At 64.2% G+C, this 17,770-nt stretch carries 16 protein-coding genes; 11 read left to right on the top strand and 5 right to left on the bottom strand.

Going from position 1 to position 17,770, the window contains the following annotated elements; genetic code table 11:
• Positions 1-24: 24 nt before the first annotated feature.
• The 4 genes from KHO23_RS24015 (at position 25) to KHO23_RS24000 (ending at position 3,835) form a co-directional block, all read left to right on the top strand.
• Positions 25-918 carry a phosphoribosylaminoimidazolesuccinocarboxamide synthase gene (locus KHO23_RS24015; RefSeq protein ID WP_211613822.1) on the top strand — a complete coding sequence of 298 codons (894 nt, stop codon included), beginning with the start codon at positions 25-27 and terminating at the stop codon, positions 916-918.
• A 36-nt stretch (positions 919-954) separates the two neighbouring features.
• Positions 955-1,473 (top strand): 5-(carboxyamino)imidazole ribonucleotide mutase, encoded by a 519-nt coding sequence (gene purE, locus KHO23_RS24010; protein WP_211613821.1) that lies wholly within the window; start codon positions 955-957, stop codon positions 1,471-1,473.
• 105 nt (positions 1,474-1,578) lie between these two features.
• Positions 1,579-2,775: a 5-(carboxyamino)imidazole ribonucleotide synthase gene (locus tag KHO23_RS24005; protein ID WP_211613820.1), complete on the top strand. Its 1,197-nt coding sequence runs from the start codon at positions 1,579-1,581 to the stop codon at positions 2,773-2,775.
• A 10-nt stretch (positions 2,776-2,785) separates the two neighbouring features.
• Positions 2,786-3,835: an L-threonylcarbamoyladenylate synthase gene (locus KHO23_RS24000; protein ID WP_211613818.1), complete on the top strand. Its 1,050-nt coding sequence runs from the start codon at positions 2,786-2,788 to the stop codon at positions 3,833-3,835.
• A gap of 789 nt (positions 3,836-4,624) precedes the next feature.
• Here KHO23_RS24000 and KHO23_RS23995 read toward each other — a convergent pair.
• The 3 genes from KHO23_RS23995 to dacB all read right to left on the bottom strand — a co-directional run bounded on the left by KHO23_RS23995 (position 4,625) and on the right by dacB (position 8,774).
• Positions 4,625-5,872 carry an SGNH/GDSL hydrolase family protein gene (locus KHO23_RS23995; RefSeq protein ID WP_211613817.1) on the bottom strand — a complete coding sequence of 416 codons (1,248 nt, stop codon included), beginning with the start codon at positions 5,870-5,872 and terminating at the stop codon, positions 4,625-4,627.
• A gap of 94 nt (positions 5,873-5,966) precedes the next feature.
• Complete coding sequence (locus tag KHO23_RS23990; protein ID WP_211613816.1) at positions 5,967-6,917, bottom strand: sterol desaturase family protein; 951 nt, start codon at positions 6,915-6,917, stop codon at positions 5,967-5,969.
• A 195-nt stretch (positions 6,918-7,112) separates the two neighbouring features.
• On the bottom strand, positions 7,113-8,774 hold the full coding sequence (gene dacB / locus KHO23_RS23985; protein ID WP_211613815.1) for a D-alanyl-D-alanine carboxypeptidase/D-alanyl-D-alanine endopeptidase: 1,662 nt from the start codon (positions 8,772-8,774) through the stop codon (positions 7,113-7,115).
• A gap of 216 nt (positions 8,775-8,990) precedes the next feature.
• Between dacB and KHO23_RS23980 the strand changes: the two genes are divergently transcribed.
• The 6 genes from KHO23_RS23980 (at position 8,991) to KHO23_RS23955 (ending at position 14,716) form a co-directional block, all read left to right on the top strand.
• The gene (locus tag KHO23_RS23980) at positions 8,991-9,653 is read left to right on the top strand and encodes a response regulator (RefSeq protein WP_211613814.1); all 663 of its coding nucleotides are present in this window, start codon (positions 8,991-8,993) and stop codon (positions 9,651-9,653) included.
• Between the two features lie 4 nt (positions 9,654-9,657).
• On the top strand, positions 9,658-10,959 hold the full coding sequence (locus tag KHO23_RS23975; protein WP_211613813.1) for an ATP-binding protein: 1,302 nt from the start codon (positions 9,658-9,660) through the stop codon (positions 10,957-10,959).
• A gap of 168 nt (positions 10,960-11,127) precedes the next feature.
• Complete coding sequence (locus KHO23_RS23970; RefSeq protein WP_211613811.1) at positions 11,128-12,645, top strand: DegQ family serine endoprotease; 1,518 nt, start codon at positions 11,128-11,130, stop codon at positions 12,643-12,645.
• Positions 12,646-12,881: 236 nt separating this feature from the next.
• Positions 12,882-13,379 carry a carboxypeptidase regulatory-like domain-containing protein gene (locus KHO23_RS23965; RefSeq protein WP_211613809.1) on the top strand — a complete coding sequence of 166 codons (498 nt, stop codon included), beginning with the start codon at positions 12,882-12,884 and terminating at the stop codon, positions 13,377-13,379.
• A 162-nt stretch (positions 13,380-13,541) separates the two neighbouring features.
• A complete protein-coding gene (locus KHO23_RS23960) occupies positions 13,542-13,934 on the top strand; it encodes a DUF427 domain-containing protein (RefSeq protein ID WP_211613807.1) in 393 nt (130 codons plus the stop codon).
• Between the two features lie 32 nt (positions 13,935-13,966).
• Positions 13,967-14,716 carry a CoxG family protein gene (locus tag KHO23_RS23955; protein WP_211613805.1) on the top strand — a complete coding sequence of 250 codons (750 nt, stop codon included), beginning with the start codon at positions 13,967-13,969 and terminating at the stop codon, positions 14,714-14,716.
• A gap of 154 nt (positions 14,717-14,870) precedes the next feature.
• On the opposite strand, the gene KHO23_RS23950 is transcribed toward KHO23_RS23955, so the two are convergent.
• Positions 14,871-15,866 (bottom strand): helix-turn-helix domain-containing protein, encoded by a 996-nt coding sequence (locus KHO23_RS23950; protein WP_211613803.1) that lies wholly within the window; start codon positions 15,864-15,866, stop codon positions 14,871-14,873.
• Positions 15,867-16,044: 178 nt separating this feature from the next.
• On the opposite strand from KHO23_RS23950, the gene KHO23_RS23945 reads away from it, so the two are divergent.
• Positions 16,045-16,677 (top strand): cysteine hydrolase family protein, encoded by a 633-nt coding sequence (locus KHO23_RS23945; protein ID WP_211613802.1) that lies wholly within the window; start codon positions 16,045-16,047, stop codon positions 16,675-16,677.
• A 20-nt stretch (positions 16,678-16,697) separates the two neighbouring features.
• Here KHO23_RS23945 and KHO23_RS23940 read toward each other — a convergent pair whose 3' ends face one another.
• Complete coding sequence (locus tag KHO23_RS23940; protein ID WP_211613878.1) at positions 16,698-17,345, bottom strand: TetR family transcriptional regulator; 648 nt, start codon at positions 17,343-17,345, stop codon at positions 16,698-16,700.
• Between the last annotated feature and the right edge of the window lie 425 nt (positions 17,346-17,770).

The raw sequence follows: 17,770 nt of genomic DNA, 5'->3' as shown, positions 1-17,770 counted from the left end.
CCCCACTTTTAGCGAACCACGACGATGTCTACCCTTTACGAATCCACGCTCCACTCGCTGCCGCTGCTCGGCCGCGGTAAAGTCCGCGACAACTATGCGGTGGGCAACGACCAGTTGCTGATCGTCACGACCGACCGTTTGTCGGCGTTCGACGTCATCATGGGCGAGCCGATTCCGAATAAGGGCCGCGTGCTCAACGAAATGGCGAACTTCTGGTTCGAGAAACTCAAGCACGTGGTGCCGAATCACCTCACGGGCGTGGCGCCCGAATCCGTGGTGGCGGCTGACGAAGTCGAACAGGTCAAGGGCCGCGCGGTGGTGGTGAAGCGCCTCGAGCCGATCCTCGTCGAAGCAGTGGTGCGCGGCTATCTGGCCGGCAGTGGCTGGAAAGACTACCAGGCAACCGGTTCGGTGTGCGGCGTGGAACTGCCGCCGGGCCTGCAAAACGCGCAAAAGCTGCCTGAGCCGATTTTCACGCCGGCAGCCAAGGCCGAAATGGGCCACCACGACGAAAACATCACGTACAACGAGATGGAACGCCGCATCGGCACCGAACTGTCGGCCACGATCCGCGACATCTCGATCAAGCTGTACAAGGAAGCGGCTGACTATGCTGCGACGCGCGGCATCATCATCGCGGATACCAAGTTCGAATTCGGCCTGGACAACCACGGTCAGCTCTATCTGATGGACGAGGCGCTGACCGCCGACTCGTCGCGCTTCTGGCCGGCTGACCAGTATCAGGTCGGCACCAACCCGCCTTCGTTCGACAAACAGTTCGTGCGCGACTGGCTCGAAACCCAGCCGTGGAAGAAAGAGCCGCCTGCACCGAAGCTGCCGGACGACGTGGTCACGAAGACGGGCGAGAAGTACCAGGAAGCGCTCGAACGCCTGACCGGACAGAAGCTCGCTGACTAACGGTTAGCGCCGCTCGAGACACAAGGAAGCCGTAAGATGAGTGAAGTCCAGACTGCCCATACGCATGGCGCGCCGGTTGTCGGCGTGTTGATGGGGTCCAGTTCCGATTGGGATGTGATGAAGAACGCCGTCGCGATTCTGCAGGAATTCGGCGTTCCCTACGAAGCGAAGGTCGTGTCCGCGCACCGCATGCCCGACGAAATGTTCGCCTATGCTGAAAGCGCGCGTGAGCGCGGCATTCGCGCGATCATCGCGGGTGCGGGCGGCGCGGCGCATCTGCCGGGCATGCTGGCCGCCAAGACCACGGTGCCGGTACTCGGCGTGCCGGTGGCGAGCAAGTATCTGAAGGGCGTCGATTCGTTGCATTCGATCGTGCAGATGCCCAAGGGCGTGCCGGTCGCCACGTTTGCAATCGGCGAAGCGGGCGCGGCGAATGCGGCGTTGTTCGCGGTGTCGATTCTGAGCGGCACGAGCGCCGAGTATGCGGAAAAACTGGCTGCATTCCGCGTACGCCAGAACGAAGCGGCCCACGCAATGGTGCTGCCGGCGCTATAAGCGCTGAGGCTGACTGCTTTTAGATGTCTCCCACTGTCTGAACCCCGGCCGGGTGCTGCTATTGCACGTTTTGCATGCGCATCCGGCCGTGACCGACCACACAAGATGAACCCAGACAACACCCCGGTTTCACCGATTCTGCCCGGCGCATGGCTTGGCATGGTCGGTGGCGGCCAGCTCGGCCGCATGTTCTGTTTTGCCGCTCAAGCAATGGGCTATCGCGTCGCCGTGCTCGATCCGGACGAAACCAGTCCGGCGGGCGCGGTTGCCGATCGGCATATCCGTGCAGCTTACGACGACGAAGCGTCGCTCACCGAACTCGCGCGGCTGTGCGCGGCGGTGTCGACCGAATTCGAAAACGTGCCGGCCGCGAGCCTCGATTTTCTTGCGAGGACCACCTTCGTGAGCCCGGCGGGCCGTTGTGTCGCCGTCGCTCAGGACCGGATTGCCGAGAAGCGTTTTATCGCGTCGTCGGGTGTGGCGGTGGCGCCGCATGTGGTGATCGAGTCGTCGGACGCGCTGGCCGCGATCGACGACGCGAAGCTCGAAGCCGTGCTGCCGGGCATTCTCAAGACGGCGCGCATGGGCTATGACGGCAAAGGCCAGATTCGCGTGCGCAATGCCGAGGAGGTGCGCGAGGCGCATGCATCGCTGGCAGGCGTTCCGTGCGTGCTTGAAAAGCGTTTGCCGCTGAAGTTCGAAGTCTCCGCGCTGATTGCGCGCGCGGCGAGCGGTGCGTCGGCGGTGTATTCGCTGGCACAGAACACGCATCGCGACGGCGTGCTGTCGCACACCATCGTGCCCGCGCCGGATGCGAGCCCCTCGCTGGTCCAGCAGGCGCAGCAGGCCGCGCTGCAAATCGCGGACAAGCTCGGCTATGTTGGCGTGCTGTGCGTCGAGTTCTTCATTCTCGAAGACGGTTCGCTCGTCGCCAACGAAATGGCGCCGCGTCCCCACAACTCCGGCCACTACACCGTCGACGCCTGCGCGACCAGCCAGTTCGAACAGCAGGTCCGCGCAATGACCGGCATGCCGCTCGGCGACACGCGCCAGCATTCGCCGGTGGCGATGCTGAACATTCTTGGCGACGTCTGGTTTCCGGACGGCCCGAAGGGCGCGGCGGTTACGCCGCCGTGGCACGAGGTCGCCGCGATGCCGGCGGCGCGTTTGCATCTGTACGGCAAGGAAGAAGCACGTTGTGGACGCAAGATGGGTCACGTGAACTTCACGGCCGCGACGCTCGAAGAAGCCCGCACGGCGGCGCGCGATTGCGCGCGGCTCCTGCATATCATCACGAGCTGACGCGAGTACCATGCCGGATCAACAGAAACCCGCCCAAGGCGCCGCGAGCGCCTTGCCTGTGAGCGCTGCGCAGATCGAGCACGCGGCCGCGCTGCTCGATGCGGGCGGTCTGGTTGCGTTCCCCACGGAGACTGTCTACGGACTCGGCGGCGACGCCGAAAGTCCGGACGCGGTCGCGCGTATTTATGCGGCGAAGGGAAGGCCGGCGAACCATCCGGTGATCGTGCATCTGGCGCCGCAGGGCGATCCGAACTATTGGGTCGAATATTTGCCGGCTGAGGCGCAGCGCCTGATCGATGCGTTCTGGCCGGGGCCGCTCACGCTGATCCTGAAGCGTGCCGCGCGAATTGACGCAGCGGTGAGCGGTGGACAGGATTCGGTGGGTTTGCGCTGCCCGTCACATCCGGTTGCCCAGGCTTTGCTGGAAGCGTTCAGCGCGTTGCGCGGTGGACATGGCGGCGTGGCTGCGCCGTCGGCGAATCGTTTTGGACATGTGAGCCCGACGACGGCGCAGCATGTGCGCGATGAGTTTGGCAGCGCGATTCATGTGCTGGACGGTGGCGCATCGGACGTCGGGATTGAATCGACCATTCTGGATTTGTCGCGTGGGTTTCCGGCGCTGTTGAGGCCGGGGCGGGTCACGCCGCAGGATATCGCCGATGTGCTCGGCGAGGCGCCACGTTTGGCCGACGGTTCGGATGCGACGGCTCCGCGCGCCTCGGGTACGTTGAAGGCGCACTATGCGCCGCGAACGCCGCTGGCTTTGCTGCCTTTTGATGCGTTGCGGAGTGTGCTCGCGGCGCGCCGGGTGGATGAGCGTGTTGCTTTGGTGGCGCGGGCTTCTCGCGCGGGTGAATGGGCGCATGCCGAGGGTGTGCATTTTATTGCGGCGCCTGAAGATCCGCATGTGTATGCGCGTGAGTTGTATGGCCTGCTAAGGGCGCTGGATCGCGCGGATGTGAGTCGGATTCTTATTGAGAAGTTGCCGGACACGATTGAGTGGATTGCTGTTAATGATCGGTTAGGGCGTGCGGCGGCTGCTTTTGAAGCGCAGGCTTGATGGGGTTTTTGCCTTGTAGTGGTGCTTTTTTTGTATGCCTGCGGCGGTGGCCTTTCCTTGCTTTGTTCGTGGTCTATTAGCGTTGCCCCTGTGCGGGGCGGCACCTACTTTTCTTTGCCTGCCGCAAAGAAAAGTAGGCAAAAGAAAGCGGCTCACACCGCTAATTCTTAAGCGGGTCCCCCGCGCAGCCGCGGTAGTGGTGCATCTGGAATCTGTGTTCTCGCACATTCGGCCCTGGTGACAAGGCAGTCATACTTCCGGCGGCGCTGCGCGCGCCGAAACGTACTTCACTAAAACATTCGTGCGTTCTCTTGCCGCCGTCCACTCGGCGCATAGCTCACCGCCTCGATAGAGCGCAGTACGAGACGCCGAGGCGAAGCCGATGGCTCCCACCGAGCAGGCCCGAAGCCCCTGGTTTCCCACGCAGACCCATCCGCGACGCACGCAGTGCGGAGTGGGAGCTAATGAGCCCTTAGTCACTAACGCGGAGTGTGCGAGGGCCCGGATTCCAGATGCACCACTGCCTCCTCCAAGCCGGGGGACCCGCTTAAGAATTAGCGGTTTGAGCCGCTTTCTTTTGCCTACTTTTCTTTGCGGCAGGCAAAGAAAAGTAGGTGCCCGCCCCGCACAGGGGCAACGCTAATAAACCACTAACAAAGCAAGGAAAGGCCACCACCACAGGCCCACAACCAAGCACCGCGAAGGCAATAAAAAAAACGCCCGACTCAACCAACAAGCCAGGCGTTCGCAGAACACGCAATCAGTCACCGCCAAGCGGCATCCCCAACCTTATTTCCCCAAACCCGTCGCAGCGATCTGCTGCTGAACAAATTGCGCGAACAAGGCGTGCAAGTGCGAGCTCGGGTGGACCAGGTCCGCGAACATGTAAGTCTGGTCAGCGCCAGCCACCGTGTAAGTCTGCGGCGAGCAGAACAGCGACGAACCGAACTGGGAGCCGTACTGGGCCGGGGTCAACCCGTTCGTTGCGCTCGGATTGGCGGTGGCGTAAGCAGTTGCGTTGGCGACCATCGACGCCAGGTTACACGCCGTGCCAGTGTTGGACACCGTGAAGCCCAGCGCCTGGTAGTTCGGCAACTGGGTGTCCAGCCACGTGAACGCATCGACCACAATGACCTTGCCCGTACCCAGCAGGCCGAGGGACGTCAAGCTCTGAACCAGCATACCGTTGTACGCCGCGGTAATCCCCGTCAGCAGCGCAGCCGCGCCAGGTGAGGCTGCGTTGGCTTCGACGCCTTGCGGCGTATTGCCGATGTCCGGCACCGTCGAGATCACCACGTGGGTCGCACCCGAGTTGACCATGGTCTGGACTTGCGCGGCGAGCTGGACGGCGGCCGTCGCGATCTGGGGGTTGGCCAGTTTCTGCAGGTAGCCGGCGATGAACTGTACCTGGCCGGCCGGCGTGTTCGGCAGTGTGCCGGCCTGCACGAGCAGCGGGTATTGCGTCTGTAGCGCGGTGGCGAGCGCCGTCAAATTGGCGGTGGTCCCCGCGAACTGGAAGATATCGTTCGCGCCGCCGTTCACCAGCACGAGCTGGTTCGCGTTGAAGCTCGTATGCGCGCCCAGGTAGTTTGCCACCTGGGTCACCACCGGCACAGTCGTAGCCGCCGCGTTGTTCGGTGCCCAACCTTCGCCCTGGGCGTTGACGACGTCCGAGCCGCCTTGCGCGTAGCCAAATCCGCCCGTTGCAACCAGCGGTTGACCGAAGCCGCCCAGATACGCGGCGCTCAACGTGCCGCCGTAGTACTCCGCAACCTTCTGGGTCCACACTTCGCCCGGGTTGGTCGTGAAGCGGCCACCGCCGAAGCTCGACTGGATCACCGGCGAATACGTGCCGACGTCCGAGAGGCTGTCGCCGAACGACACGACCTGCAATTTCACGCCGCCCGCCGGCGTGCTGCTGCTCGAGTTGTTATCGCTGCCGCCGCCGCAAGCCGCGAGCAGCGCAAACGCGGCACTGGCAACGGCGATCTGCGTGACGCGGATGAAATTGCGCTTCTTCGATGTTGTTTGATTCATGTTGACTGCATCTCCTCGTATGTGTGGCCCTTGCGCCATGTGTTGCAGGCAGCGCCCACCGCGTCGGCGGCGTGACGACAGCTTACAGAATCTTCTACGGCCTGCGCGGTGTTTGAAACGCGGCCGTATGGTTTTCCTCAATGCCCGTATCGACTCCGGATGCCGCGATTCGGGCATTCGTACCGGCGGCGCGGCGCGCATGAAAATCGGTGGCCCACGCGGGCGGCGCGAATAGCGCGCGCAACTTGTTGCGCCAGCCTCGCACGCTCACGAAATCGGCCGCCATCGACCCCCATTCATGAAACGTCGCCTTCAGCGGGTTATAGGTGTGGAGTGGTTCGACGATGCCGTACACCGGCGCGTCGTGCGGATCTTCCTCGACAAAGCTGCCGAACAGGCGATCCCAGACCACCAGCACGCCGGCATAGTTGCGGTCGATGTAGCGATCGTTGCGCGCGTGATGCACGCGGTGAATCGAAGGCGTGTTGAACACGTATTCGAGCCAGCCGAGCTTGCCGATCGCCTGGGTGTGCACGAAAAACTGAAAGCCGAGGTTGATCAGCACGATGGCGACGATCTGCTTCGGCGGAAAGCCGAGCACGGCGAGCGGAATCCAGAACACCCACATGCCGGCAACCGGATACATCAGGCTCTGGCGAAACGCAGTCGAAAAATTCATCCGCTCCGACGAGTGATGCACGACATGCGCGGCCCACAGCCAGCGCACGCGATGGCTGCAGCGGTGAAACCCGTAATAGAGCAGATCTTGCGCGACGAACAGCACGACGAACGACACCCAGGTCGCCGGCCACGTGGTGACGCGATAGTGATCGTAGAAAAAAGCATAGACGGGGATGATCGCAAGCCACGCGAGCTTGTCGGCGGCTTGCTGCATCAGCGCGAGCCCGGCGTTGCAGAACGTGTCGCGCCAGCTATAAAGCTGTGCGCCGGGGCGCGTGCGCCGCAGGTGCCACGCCTCCCAGCCAATGCATGCGAGAAAGACTGGCGCCATGGCGAGCAGCAGCAATTCGGCATCGAATTGCATTGTGTCTTCCTCCGTGGTCCCTGGCCGCTGCGCTTGAGGCAGCGGACGTTGTCGTTTTCGTTTGATCAGGCCACGTGACCGTAACGGGTGCGCGGCTCGTGCGCTACGCGTTACGTTTCACGCGCGCCTCAAACACTGCCCGACAGCGTACACGCTTGGGCGCGTTGCGGCGCGCGGGTTCTATAGAAGGAATCCTCAATGGGCGCCGCGCTTGTGCGGGTTTTTCCTGGGCTTGCTGCTGCGCGCTTCGGCGACGGGGGCGGAGACTTTCCGGAATCCCTGGGACGGTCCCTGGTAGACCCATTCGAGCAAGGCGTCGTGCGCGGCGCGCGCGGCCTCTGAGTGCGGGTCGTTGATCAGGCTAACCACCACGTAGCTGTTGCCATCGGCCGAGGCCACATAACCGGCGATCGCGCGCACATCGCGCAGGGTGCCGGTCTTGATATGCGCGTTGCCGCCCGCGCCCTGGTTGGTCAAACGGTTGCGCATCGTGCCGTCGACGCCCGCAATCGGCAGCGACTCCACGAACACCTGGGCGACCGGGCTCGCATTGGCCCGCTGCAGCAGATCGGCGAGCGAGAGCGCGGTAACGTGCTCGTCGCGCGACAGACCCGAGCCGTTGTCGAGCGTCAGGTATTGCATGTCGACGCTGTCGCGGCGCAGGAACGACTCGATGGCGCGTGCCGATTTCGCGGGCGTGGCGGGCGGCTTTTCTTCCATCGCGCCGATCGTCAGAAACAGGTTGCGCGCCATCGTGTTGTTGCTGAACTTGTTGATGTCGCGAACGATGTCGGCGAGCATCGGCCCCTGGTGCGTGGCGACGAGGCGCGCGCCGACCGGCACCGCGCCTTCGCGGGTCGCGCCGCTGAAGGTGCCGCCGGTTTGCTGCCACAGCGCGAGAAAGCCGCCCGCGAAGAACGCGGTGTGGTCGAGCACCGCGACGTTGGTCGTGCGCGGGCCGCAGCGCACCGAGTAGTCGCCGTCGAACGACGCGACCACGGTGCCGTTGGGTTGAGGCGTCACGGTGGGCGAGACGGCGGCGGCGTCGCCGCGGCACGGGCCATTCACTGCGTGCATCTGATTGTCGATCTTTAGCTGCGAGAGCGCGGGCAGCACGTCGATTGCGACGCTGCCATCCGGGGAAGGCGTCAGCGTGAACGACAGCGATTTGAATGCATACAGCAGCGGATCGGGGCCGACGTTGTACGGTGCGGTCGTGTCGTCGTCGAACGGCGGCAGATCGCGCGTGGAGGTGTCGAAGTAGCGCTTGTCGAGCACCAGCGCGCCGTCGATGCCGTTGATCCCGGCCTTGTGGATCTTCTGCACGAGGTCGATCAACTCTTCAGGCACGAGTTTCGGGTCGCCCGTGCCCTGAATGTAAAGATTGCCATGCAGTACGCCGTTGGCATCGACCGTGCCGTCCGCGTAGGCGCTCGTGCGCCAGCGGTAGTCCGGGCCGAGGATCGACAGGCCGGAGTAGGTGGTGACGAGCTTCATCGTCGAGGCGGGCATCATCGGCTTGCCGGCGTTCAGCGCGAGGATCGGCGTGCGGTCGCCGACTTTTTCGACCACCACGCTGATCGACGACAAAGGCACGTGCGCGCGCTGCAGGCCGGTCATGACCGTCTGCGGCAGCACGGTGGTGACGTTGACGCTCGGATGCGTGGTCTTGACGCGCGCCTGCGCGGCAAGCGGCAGCGCTGCGCCGCAGCCGAGCGCGGCGCAGGCGAGCAGCCATGCCGCCGCACGCGACGCGAACCGGCGAGGCTGGGTGTCGACGCAAGCGGAGGAGAGTGGCCGCAGCGCGACACGGCGTGCGAGAGAAGGGAAAAAAGCAGGGGAAAAAGCGTGCGTCATGGACAGGCGAGGAAGCAAGATTTCGGGGCGCGGTGACGCGCGGCAATTCAGAGTGTGGAGAAGCATCGCGTAACGCGCGGAAAACCGCCACGCGACGCAAAGCGCTCATTGTAGAGACATGCCGCGAAGCTGCGGTGAAAAAGCGTCGCGCGTCGCGCACGCCGGGGCCGGGCGCTAGAATGCGGCATCATCAAATGTTTCGGGACCGTACCAACCATGCGCATATTGCTAGTCGAAGACGACCGGATGATCGCCGAAGGCGTGCGCAAGGCGCTACGCGGTGAAGGCTTCGCGGTCGACTGGGTGGAAGACGGCGAAGCAGCACTCAGCGCGGCGACCAGCCAACCTTACGATCTGGTGTTGCTCGATCTTGGCCTGCCCAAACGCGATGGACTCGACGTGCTGCGCACCTTGCGCGCCAAAGGCCACGCCACGCCGGTGCTGATCCTCACCGCGCGCGATGCGGTCGCCGATCGCGTCAAAGGCCTCGACGCCGGCGCCGACGATTACCTCGTCAAACCTTTCGATCTCGACGAACTCGGCGCCCGCATGCGCGCGCTGATCCGCCGCCAATCGGGCCGCAGCGATTCGACGATCCGCCACGGTAACCTGACGCTCGACCCCGCGTCGCATCAGGTCACGCTCGACGGCGCGCCGGTCGCGTTGTCGGCGCGTGAATTCGCGCTGCTCGAAGCGTTGATCGCCCGGCCCGGCGCGGTGCTCTCGAAGAGCCAGCTCGAAGAAAAAATGTATGGCTGGGGCGAGGAGATCGGCAGCAATACCGTCGAGGTCTACATTCACGCGCTACGCAAGAAGCTCGGTGCGGACCTCATCCGCAACGTGCGCGGCCTCGGCTACATGATCGCCAAGGAAGCCTGAGCCGATGCGTTCGATTCGCCGTCAATTGCTGTTCTGGCTGCTGGCGCTGGTGTTGCTCGGCGTGGGCATTGCGGGTTGGCTGATCTACCGGCAGGCGCTAGCCGAAGCCAACGAACTGTTCGATTACCAGTTGGAGCAGATCGCCGCGGCACTGCCGTCGGAACCGTTCTCGCAGGTGCTCGGTTCGCGCGACACCGGCGACGAAGGCATCGTGCTGCAAATCTGGAATCGCAACGGCGTGCTGATGTACTACTCGCGGCCGCGTGCGCCGCTTGCGCCGCGTGCCGAACTCGGCTTTTCGACCGAGCATACGGAGCGCGGCGACTGGCGCGTGTACGGTGCGATCGTCGGCGATAACGTCGTGCAACTGGCGCAACCGGTTTCGGTGCGCAACCGGCTCGCGGCAAATGTCGCATTGCGGACCCTGTGGCCGTTGATCGTTCTGCTGCCGCTATTGGGCGTGGCGGTCTGGGTCGTCGTCGGGCGCGGCCTGCGGCCGCTGCGGCGCGTGACCAGCGCACTCGACGCGCGTCACCCCGAGGCGCTCGATCCCTTGCCCGATCAGCGTCTGCCGCTCGAAGTGCAGCCGCTCGTGCGCGCGCTGAACGGCTTGCTCGAACGGCTGGCCACGGCGCTCGATATCCAGAAAGCATTCGTCGCCGATGCCGCGCACGAACTGCGCACGCCGCTCGCCGCCGTGCAGATCCAATCGCAACTGGTGGCACGCGCGAAAGACGACGCCGCGCGCGGCGAAGCGCTGGTCGATCTGCAGGCGGGCGTCACGCGCGCCACGCGTCTTGCCGAGCAATTGCTGGCGCTCGCACGATCGGAGCCGGACGGTCTCGCCGCCACCAAGGCGATCGATTTGCGCGAGCTGTTGCAGGACTGCGTGGTGGCCTACTCGCCGCTTGCGCAGAATCGCGGTGTCGATCTCGGCATCGAGGCGAGTGAACCTGCCACGGTGACCGGCGACGCCGACGCGCTGCGTGTCATGTTCAACAACCTCGTTGATAACGCAACCAAGTACACGCCGCGCGGCGGCCGCGTCGACGTCGGTCTGCATGTCGAAGAAGGGCATCCGGTGGTGCGGATTGCCGATAGCGGGCCGGGCATCGAACCGGCGGAACGCGAGCGCGTATTCGATCGCTTCTACCGCGCCGGCGCCAGCGCGAACCGCGTGCGCACCGACGTGGCGGGCAGCGGTCTCGGCCTCGCGATCGTGCGCCGCATTGCTACGCAGCACCATGCGGCGGTGAGGCTCGACGAATCGCCGGCGGGTGGTTTGCAGGTCGAAGTGCGCTTCTGAATGTGAGGCTTTCTGTTCGCAAAGTGGTTCGAACGTGGTTTAAGCAAGGCTTAAACGAGCCTTAAGAGCGGGCTTGAGACGATCTGGCGCTGCTTAAGACTCTTTTAAGCGATGCCACGTACGCTTCATCTCATTCCAGAGCCTCTTTCTGCCAGTCAGGAGTACACGATGAACGCGAAAACCTTGTCCCGCAGCGCTGTTGCAGTGGCTGTCGCCGTGGCGCTCTCCGCCGGCTACGTGGCGGGGCATCGCGACGTGCCCGCGCCCCAGGTGATCACGCCGGCGCAGGCCGCGATGATGCCTGCCGAAGCCGCGGCGAAAACCGGTATTCCCGATTTCTCGGGCCTCGTTGAAACCTACGGCCCGGCCGTCGTCAACATCAGCGCGAAGCATGTGGTCAAGCAGGCGGCCTTGCGCGGCAACGGCGGCAATGGCGGCGTCGGCGGCAACCAGTTGCCGATCGATCCAAGCGATCCCTTCTATCAGTTCTACAAGCACTTCTTCGGCGGCATGCCGGGCATGCAAGGCGGCGACGGCGGCGATGCGCCCGATCAGCCGAGCGCGAGCCTCGGGTCAGGGTTCATCGTCAGCAGCGACGGCTACATCCTGACCAACGCCCACGTGGTGGACGGCGCGAACGTCGTCACCGTGAAGCTGACCGACAAACGTGAATTCAGGGCGAAAGTGGTCGGCGCAGACAAGCAGTCCGACGTCGCCGTGCTGAAGATCGACGCGAGCAATCTGCCGACGGTGAAGATCGGCGACCCGCGTCAGAGCAAGGTCGGCCAATGGGTGGTCGCGATCGGCTCGCCTTACGGTTTCGACAACACGGTGACCTCGGGCATCATCAGCGCGAAGTCGCGCTCGCTGCCGAACGAAAACTACACGCCGTTCATCCAGACCGACGTGCCGGTGAATCCGGGTAATTCGGGCGGCCCGCTGTTCAATCTGCAAGGCGAAGTGATCGGCATCAACTCGATGATCTATTCGCAGACGGGCGGCTTCCAGGGCCTTTCGTTCGCGATCCCGATCAATGAAGCAATCAAGGTCAAGGACGACATCGTCAAGACCGGCCATGTGAGCCGCGGGCGTCTCGGCGTCGCGGTGCAGGGCATGAACCAGACGCTGGCCGATTCGTTCGGCATGCAGAAGCCGCAAGGCGCGCTCGTCAGCTCGGTCGATCCGGGCGGCCCGGCGGCCAAGGGCGGTCTGCAACCGGGCGACGTGATTCTGTCGGTGAATGGCGTGTCGGTTGGCGACTCGTCGGATCTGCCGTCGCAGGTTGCCGGTCTGGCGCCGGGCAGCCCGGCCACTGTGCAGGTGTGGCGTGACAAGGCCACCAAGGACCTGAAGGTGACGATCGGTTCGTTGTCGGATGCGAAGGCGGCCTCGGACAAGGCGGATCAGCCGGCGCAGTTGCAAGGCCGTCTCGGCGTGGCAGTGCGGCCGCTGACGCCGGAAGAGAAGAGCGGGGCGTCGGTGTCGCACGGTCTGTTGGTGCAGCAATCGGGCGGCGCGGCTGAAAGCGCCGGCATCCAGCCGGGCGACGTGATCCTCGCGGTCAACGGCCGGCCGGTCACGAGCGTCGATCAGTTGAAGCAGATGATCGCTGGCGCGGGCAATAGCATCGCGTTGCTGATCCAGCGCGATAACGCGCAGATTTTCGTGCCGGTCGATCTCGGCTAACCGGGAATTGAATTAATCGAAGTCATGCTTGCCGGTCCCTTGTACTTGCTGCCGACGGACCGGCAATTTTTTCCCGATTCCACAGCCGTCAAGAAGGGCGCTCTGCGCCGCGTGACGTGGCGCAGCAGCGATTTCCAGACGACGCAAACCGGGCTTGGCACGCAGGTTGCGTCTACTTTGGTCGGGGACCCATCAAGGGCTTCCGGACGCCAAGGACTTTTGGAAGGAGCGAACCGATGAAAACCCAACGCAAGCAGCGAAGGATCGTAGCCGCCGCGGTATGCGCAGCGCTCACGCTCGGTCTGGCGGGCGGCGCTTATGCACAGCAGGCGAGCGAGGTAGCGGGCGGTACGACCGCGGACAACACCAGCGCAGGCAACGCGAACGGCGGCGGTCTGCCGCAAATCCAGCAAAAGGGCGACGTCTCGTTCGTGTCGGGCGGCGTCGGTATCGACGAATCGACGGCGCTGCAACACGCGCAAAGCGAGTGGCCGCTGTCGCTGCGCTTCACCGGCCCCGGCTCCGACTTTCTCGCCGACGTCCATGTGCGAATCGTCGACGCGCACAACGACGATGTGCTGAGTGCCACCTCGCGCGGCCCGTATATGCTGGTCAGGCTGCGCCCCGGCCGCTACACCGTGCATGCGCAGTACAAGGATAGCGACCAGACCAGGCCGGTGACGATCCCGGCCAAGGGCACCGCCAAGGCGGCGTTCTACTGGAAAACGCAATAAGCGTCTTACCTTGTCGAGTGGCGCCGGACGAGACGCCCCGGCTGCACTCAGGAAGGCCGCACAATCGGCTGGAGTTTGGCCGATAATGAAGCCACGGGCACCCCCGTGGCTTTACTATTTGCAGGACCGCACACGAGTTCCACACCACCCCGGAGCCGAGACATGAGCGATGCCTTGACACCCCACGGAAACCCCGGCGCAAGCACGGGCGGGCATACCATCGCGATCGGCGGCAACAATCACCGGGTGCGTGTAATTCATGGCGGCGTGACCATGGCCGACACCCAGTCGGGCCTCACGCTCGCGGAAACCGGTCTGCCGGACGTGTTCTATTTCCCGCGTGGCGACGTGAACATGGCGCGCCTCGAACGCTCGACACATACTTCGCACTGCCCGTTCAAGGGCGAGGCGTCCTACTTCCATTTGCGCACCGAAGACGGTCTGGTCGAAAACGCCGCGTGGAGCTATGAGACGCCGCTCGAGCCGGTGGCACGTATAAAAGGGTATCTCGCGTTTTACGCATCGCGCGTCGACCGCATCGATCAGACGTCCTGACCGGCTGTCGCGCGTTCATCGGGGAGGCTGCCATGGAACTGAACGACGCGTTACGGATTCCGCTTGCACCGTCCGACGTTTGGGACGCGTTGCAGGACCTTGCCTTGTTGCGTGCCAGCCTCGACAACTGCGAGTCGTTCACGCGGCTCGGCCACGGCGAATTTGCACTGACCATGACCGTGCCGCTCGGGCCGTTGCGCGCGCGTTATGAAGCGCGGGCCCATGTCGCCGGGCAGGATTCCGGACCGGCGGACGCGCAGCGCCGCACCATCAATTTCAAGGCGCGAGCGGAGGGCATCGGCTCCTTGCGCGGACAGATCGAGGTGAGGTTGCGCGCGGACGATGGCTCGCATGGCGTCGGCCGGGAACGGGGCACGCGGATCGATTACACGATCTGGGCGACCTCGTCCGGGCCGCTTGCCGAGCTGCCTACGCGCCAGCTCGAAAATGCGCTGCACCAACTGGCGGACGATTTTTTCGACGAGTTCGGCGCGGTCGTTCGCGCCAAGCATGGGCAAGGGCCGAACCGTGCGCGGGGTTCGGCGGCGCGCCGGCAGCACGTGTTTCTACGGCCGATCACGCTCGGCGGCATCGCCCGGCGTACCCGCACGGATCATGGCAATGCGTTGACCGGGCGGGCGGCGAGCGCGTCGCACGCGGCATCGCACGGCGTCTCGCATCACCAGTCCAGTCCGCATGTGGTCCCGAACTGGGCGTGGGCGGCGATGATTTTTCTGGTGGCGCTGTTGTTGTATGTGGCCCGTTGGCTAAGCGAACACTGACGGCTTGGCTTGGCTTGGCTGTAGCGTCAGCGCGACTACGAAATCCTGGTAGGTCACTACGAAACGCCGTTGATCACACGGCGTTTGCCGTCCTTGTTCGCTTTTTGCCGGCCCCACCCCGCGCTTAAAGATTATCGACCGCTTTCACGCCAGCTCACACGCCGCGAAATTCCCGCCTCCATGCGGACGGCGAGGTGCGAAACGCCTCCGCGAAATGTTGCCGTAGCGAGGCGGTCGAGCCGAAACCCGCAATGCCCGCGATCGCTTCCACGGATTCGTCCGTGCTTTCCAGCAGGTGTTGCGCGCGGCCGAGCCGCTGCGCCAGCAGCCATGCGCCGACCGTCGTGCCGGTGGCGAGCCGGAAGCGTCGCGTAAAAGTGCGGCGGCTCATCAAGGCGCGCTCGGCGAGCGTGTCGAGCGTATGCGGCGCATCGAGATTGCCACTCACCCAATCGAGCAGACCGGACAAACGATCGCCGCGTACATTCGGCGGCACCGGCTGCTGAATGAACTGCGCCTGGCCACCTTGTCGATGCGGCGGCACGACCAGCCGGCGCGCAACATAGTTCGCCGCTTGCGCGCCGCACATCTTGCGCAGCACGTGCAGGCAGCAGTCGAGGCCGGCGGCGGTGCCGGCCGAGGTCACCACGTTGCCGTCGTCGACGTAGAGCACGTCGGGATCAAGCCGTACGCACGGATAGCGGTGCGCGAACTCGTCCGCCCACGCCCAATGAGTGGAGGCCGGCCGGTCGTCGAGGATGCCGGCGGCGGCCAGCACGAACGCGCCCAGACACAGCCCGACCAGTTGGGCGCCGCGCGCATGGGCGGCGCGCAGTGCGTCGAGCAGCGCGGCGGGCGGCGTCTCGTTCGGGTCGCGCCAGCTCGGCACGATGATCGTATCCGCGTCGGCGAGCGCTTCGAGCCCATGCGTGACGGCGATCGAGAAACCGGCGGTGGTGGTCAGCGCGCCGGTTTCGGCCGCACAGACGCGAAAGTCGAACGCGGGCAAGCCGCCGCCGCTGCGGTCCTCGCCGAACACCACGCAGGGCACTGAAAGATGGAACGGGCTGATGCGGTCGAACGCGATGACCGCGACGATGTGGCGGGGCGCATCGTCGCGCGCTGTCATGGAGGAGGGGGATGTAGCCATAGGTTGCGGTCGCCCCGCGAAATTCAATGATGGCCCGATTCTATCGAATATTGTCATTCGGGTCGCTATCGGGAAAACGGCGGCGGGCCAACAATGCAGTCATCGCCGCTGCCTGCTGAACGCCCATCCCGGGCCGGGCAGCGCGAGCCTTAACCGCTCAACCGACAGGAGTCTTGCCATGACCGCACCACGCCGCGCGCTGATCGTCATCGATGTGCAGAACGAATACGTCACCGGCGATCTGCCGATCGAATATCCGGATGTGCAAACCTCGCTCGCCAACATCGGCCGGGCGATGGATGCGGCCCGTGCCGCCGGAGTGCCGGTGATTGTTGTGCAGAACTTCTCGCCGGCCACCTCGCCGCTATTTGCGCGCGGCAGCGTGGGCGCGGAGTTGCATCCGGTGGTGGGCTCGCGTGCCCACGATCGTCTTCTGGAGAAAACGCTGCCGAGCGCGTTCACCGAGACCGATCTGGCCGACTGGCTCGCCGCGCAGCAGATCGACACGTTGACGGTGGTCGGCTACATGACCCATAACTGTGACGCGTCGACTATCAACCACGCGGTCCACTTAGGTCTCACAGTCGAATTCCTGCACGACGCGACGGGTTCGGTACCCTACGAGAACAGCGCGGGGTTTGCGAGCGCGGAGGACATTCACCGGGTATTCAGCGTGGTGTTGCAGTCGCGCTTCGCGGCCGTGGTGAGCACAGACCAATGGATTGCGGCTGTGAAGAGCGGCGCGCCGCTCGAACGCGGCAACATCTACGCGTCGAACCAGAAGGCGCGGGCGAGCCTGGCGGCTGCATAAAGCCGCGGCCCGGCCGGCTGTCAGCCGGCCGTTTTTTCCTTGCGCAACGCCGGGCTCAGCTGCAGCGCATCGAACATCCCCGCAACCATCTGCTCCGCATGCTTGCCGAAATCGGTCGCCTCCGGCAAAAACAGCATGTCGCGCAGCGAGCCGCTGACGAATGCGTGCACCATCGCCGCCGCGATCCCGGTATTGAGATTGGCCGGCAATTGCCCTTTGGAGATCGCATTGCGCAGACCGCCTTCGATCTTCTTCAGCCCTTCGCGCATATTGGTCTGGTAGCGGACCATCACCGGCCCCATCTCTTCGACCAACTCGCATTTCAGAAAGAGAATGTCGAACACCCGCCGGCGGCGCGGGTCGTTGGCGGTGTCGCGCAGGCAGACCGTGCAGATTTCCACCAGGCGCCCGAGCGGGTCGGGCTCGTTGGGGTCTGGCAAGCCGGCCTTGAGTTCGTCCAGCGGCAGCAGCACGCGGTCGAACATTTCGGTAAACAGATCGCTTTTGTGCGCGAAATGCCAATAGATCGCGCCACGCGTGACGCCGGCGGCCTGCGCGATGTCGGCGAGCGACGTGCGCGATACGCCTTTCTCGAAGAAGACCCTTTCAGCCGCGTCGAGAATACTGTTACGCGTCTCCTGCGCCTCTTCTTTGGTTCTTCTGACCATATTGGTGTGACCTGCCCTGATTGTGGGGTTTTCCCGGGCGTTTTTAAGTACGCCCGATGACAATCTGTCCGCTGTTAAGCCATTTGCGAAGCGATCTTGCAGGCCCCCCGCCTGCAAAGAAGCAAACGCACTTTTACATGCATTCGTGGATGTATATATAATAGCATCCCACGATCGGATAGCCCAAGCCGTGACGACCGGTTAATATCCGTCACTGTTGCCTTTCAAAACGCTCTCGCGCCGTGCCCTGACGGACGGCGCCGTGCGGCATTTCCCCGGTATGGCGCATTTCGCTCAGGATGCCCCTGCAGGTTCGGTTTGCATCAGTGGGCTTCCGGTCAAGCGTCGAAAGACGTATGTGTGCGCTGCCGTCCCCGGGGTAGGGATGCGCGCACTTTTTCATTCTCAGTCATAGACAGAGGTCG

This window comes from Paraburkholderia haematera (assembly GCF_905220975.1).
Lineage (GTDB): Bacteria > Pseudomonadota > Gammaproteobacteria > Burkholderiales > Burkholderiaceae > Paraburkholderia > Paraburkholderia haematera.
This window is presented reverse-complemented; position numbering and strand designations above follow the sequence as displayed.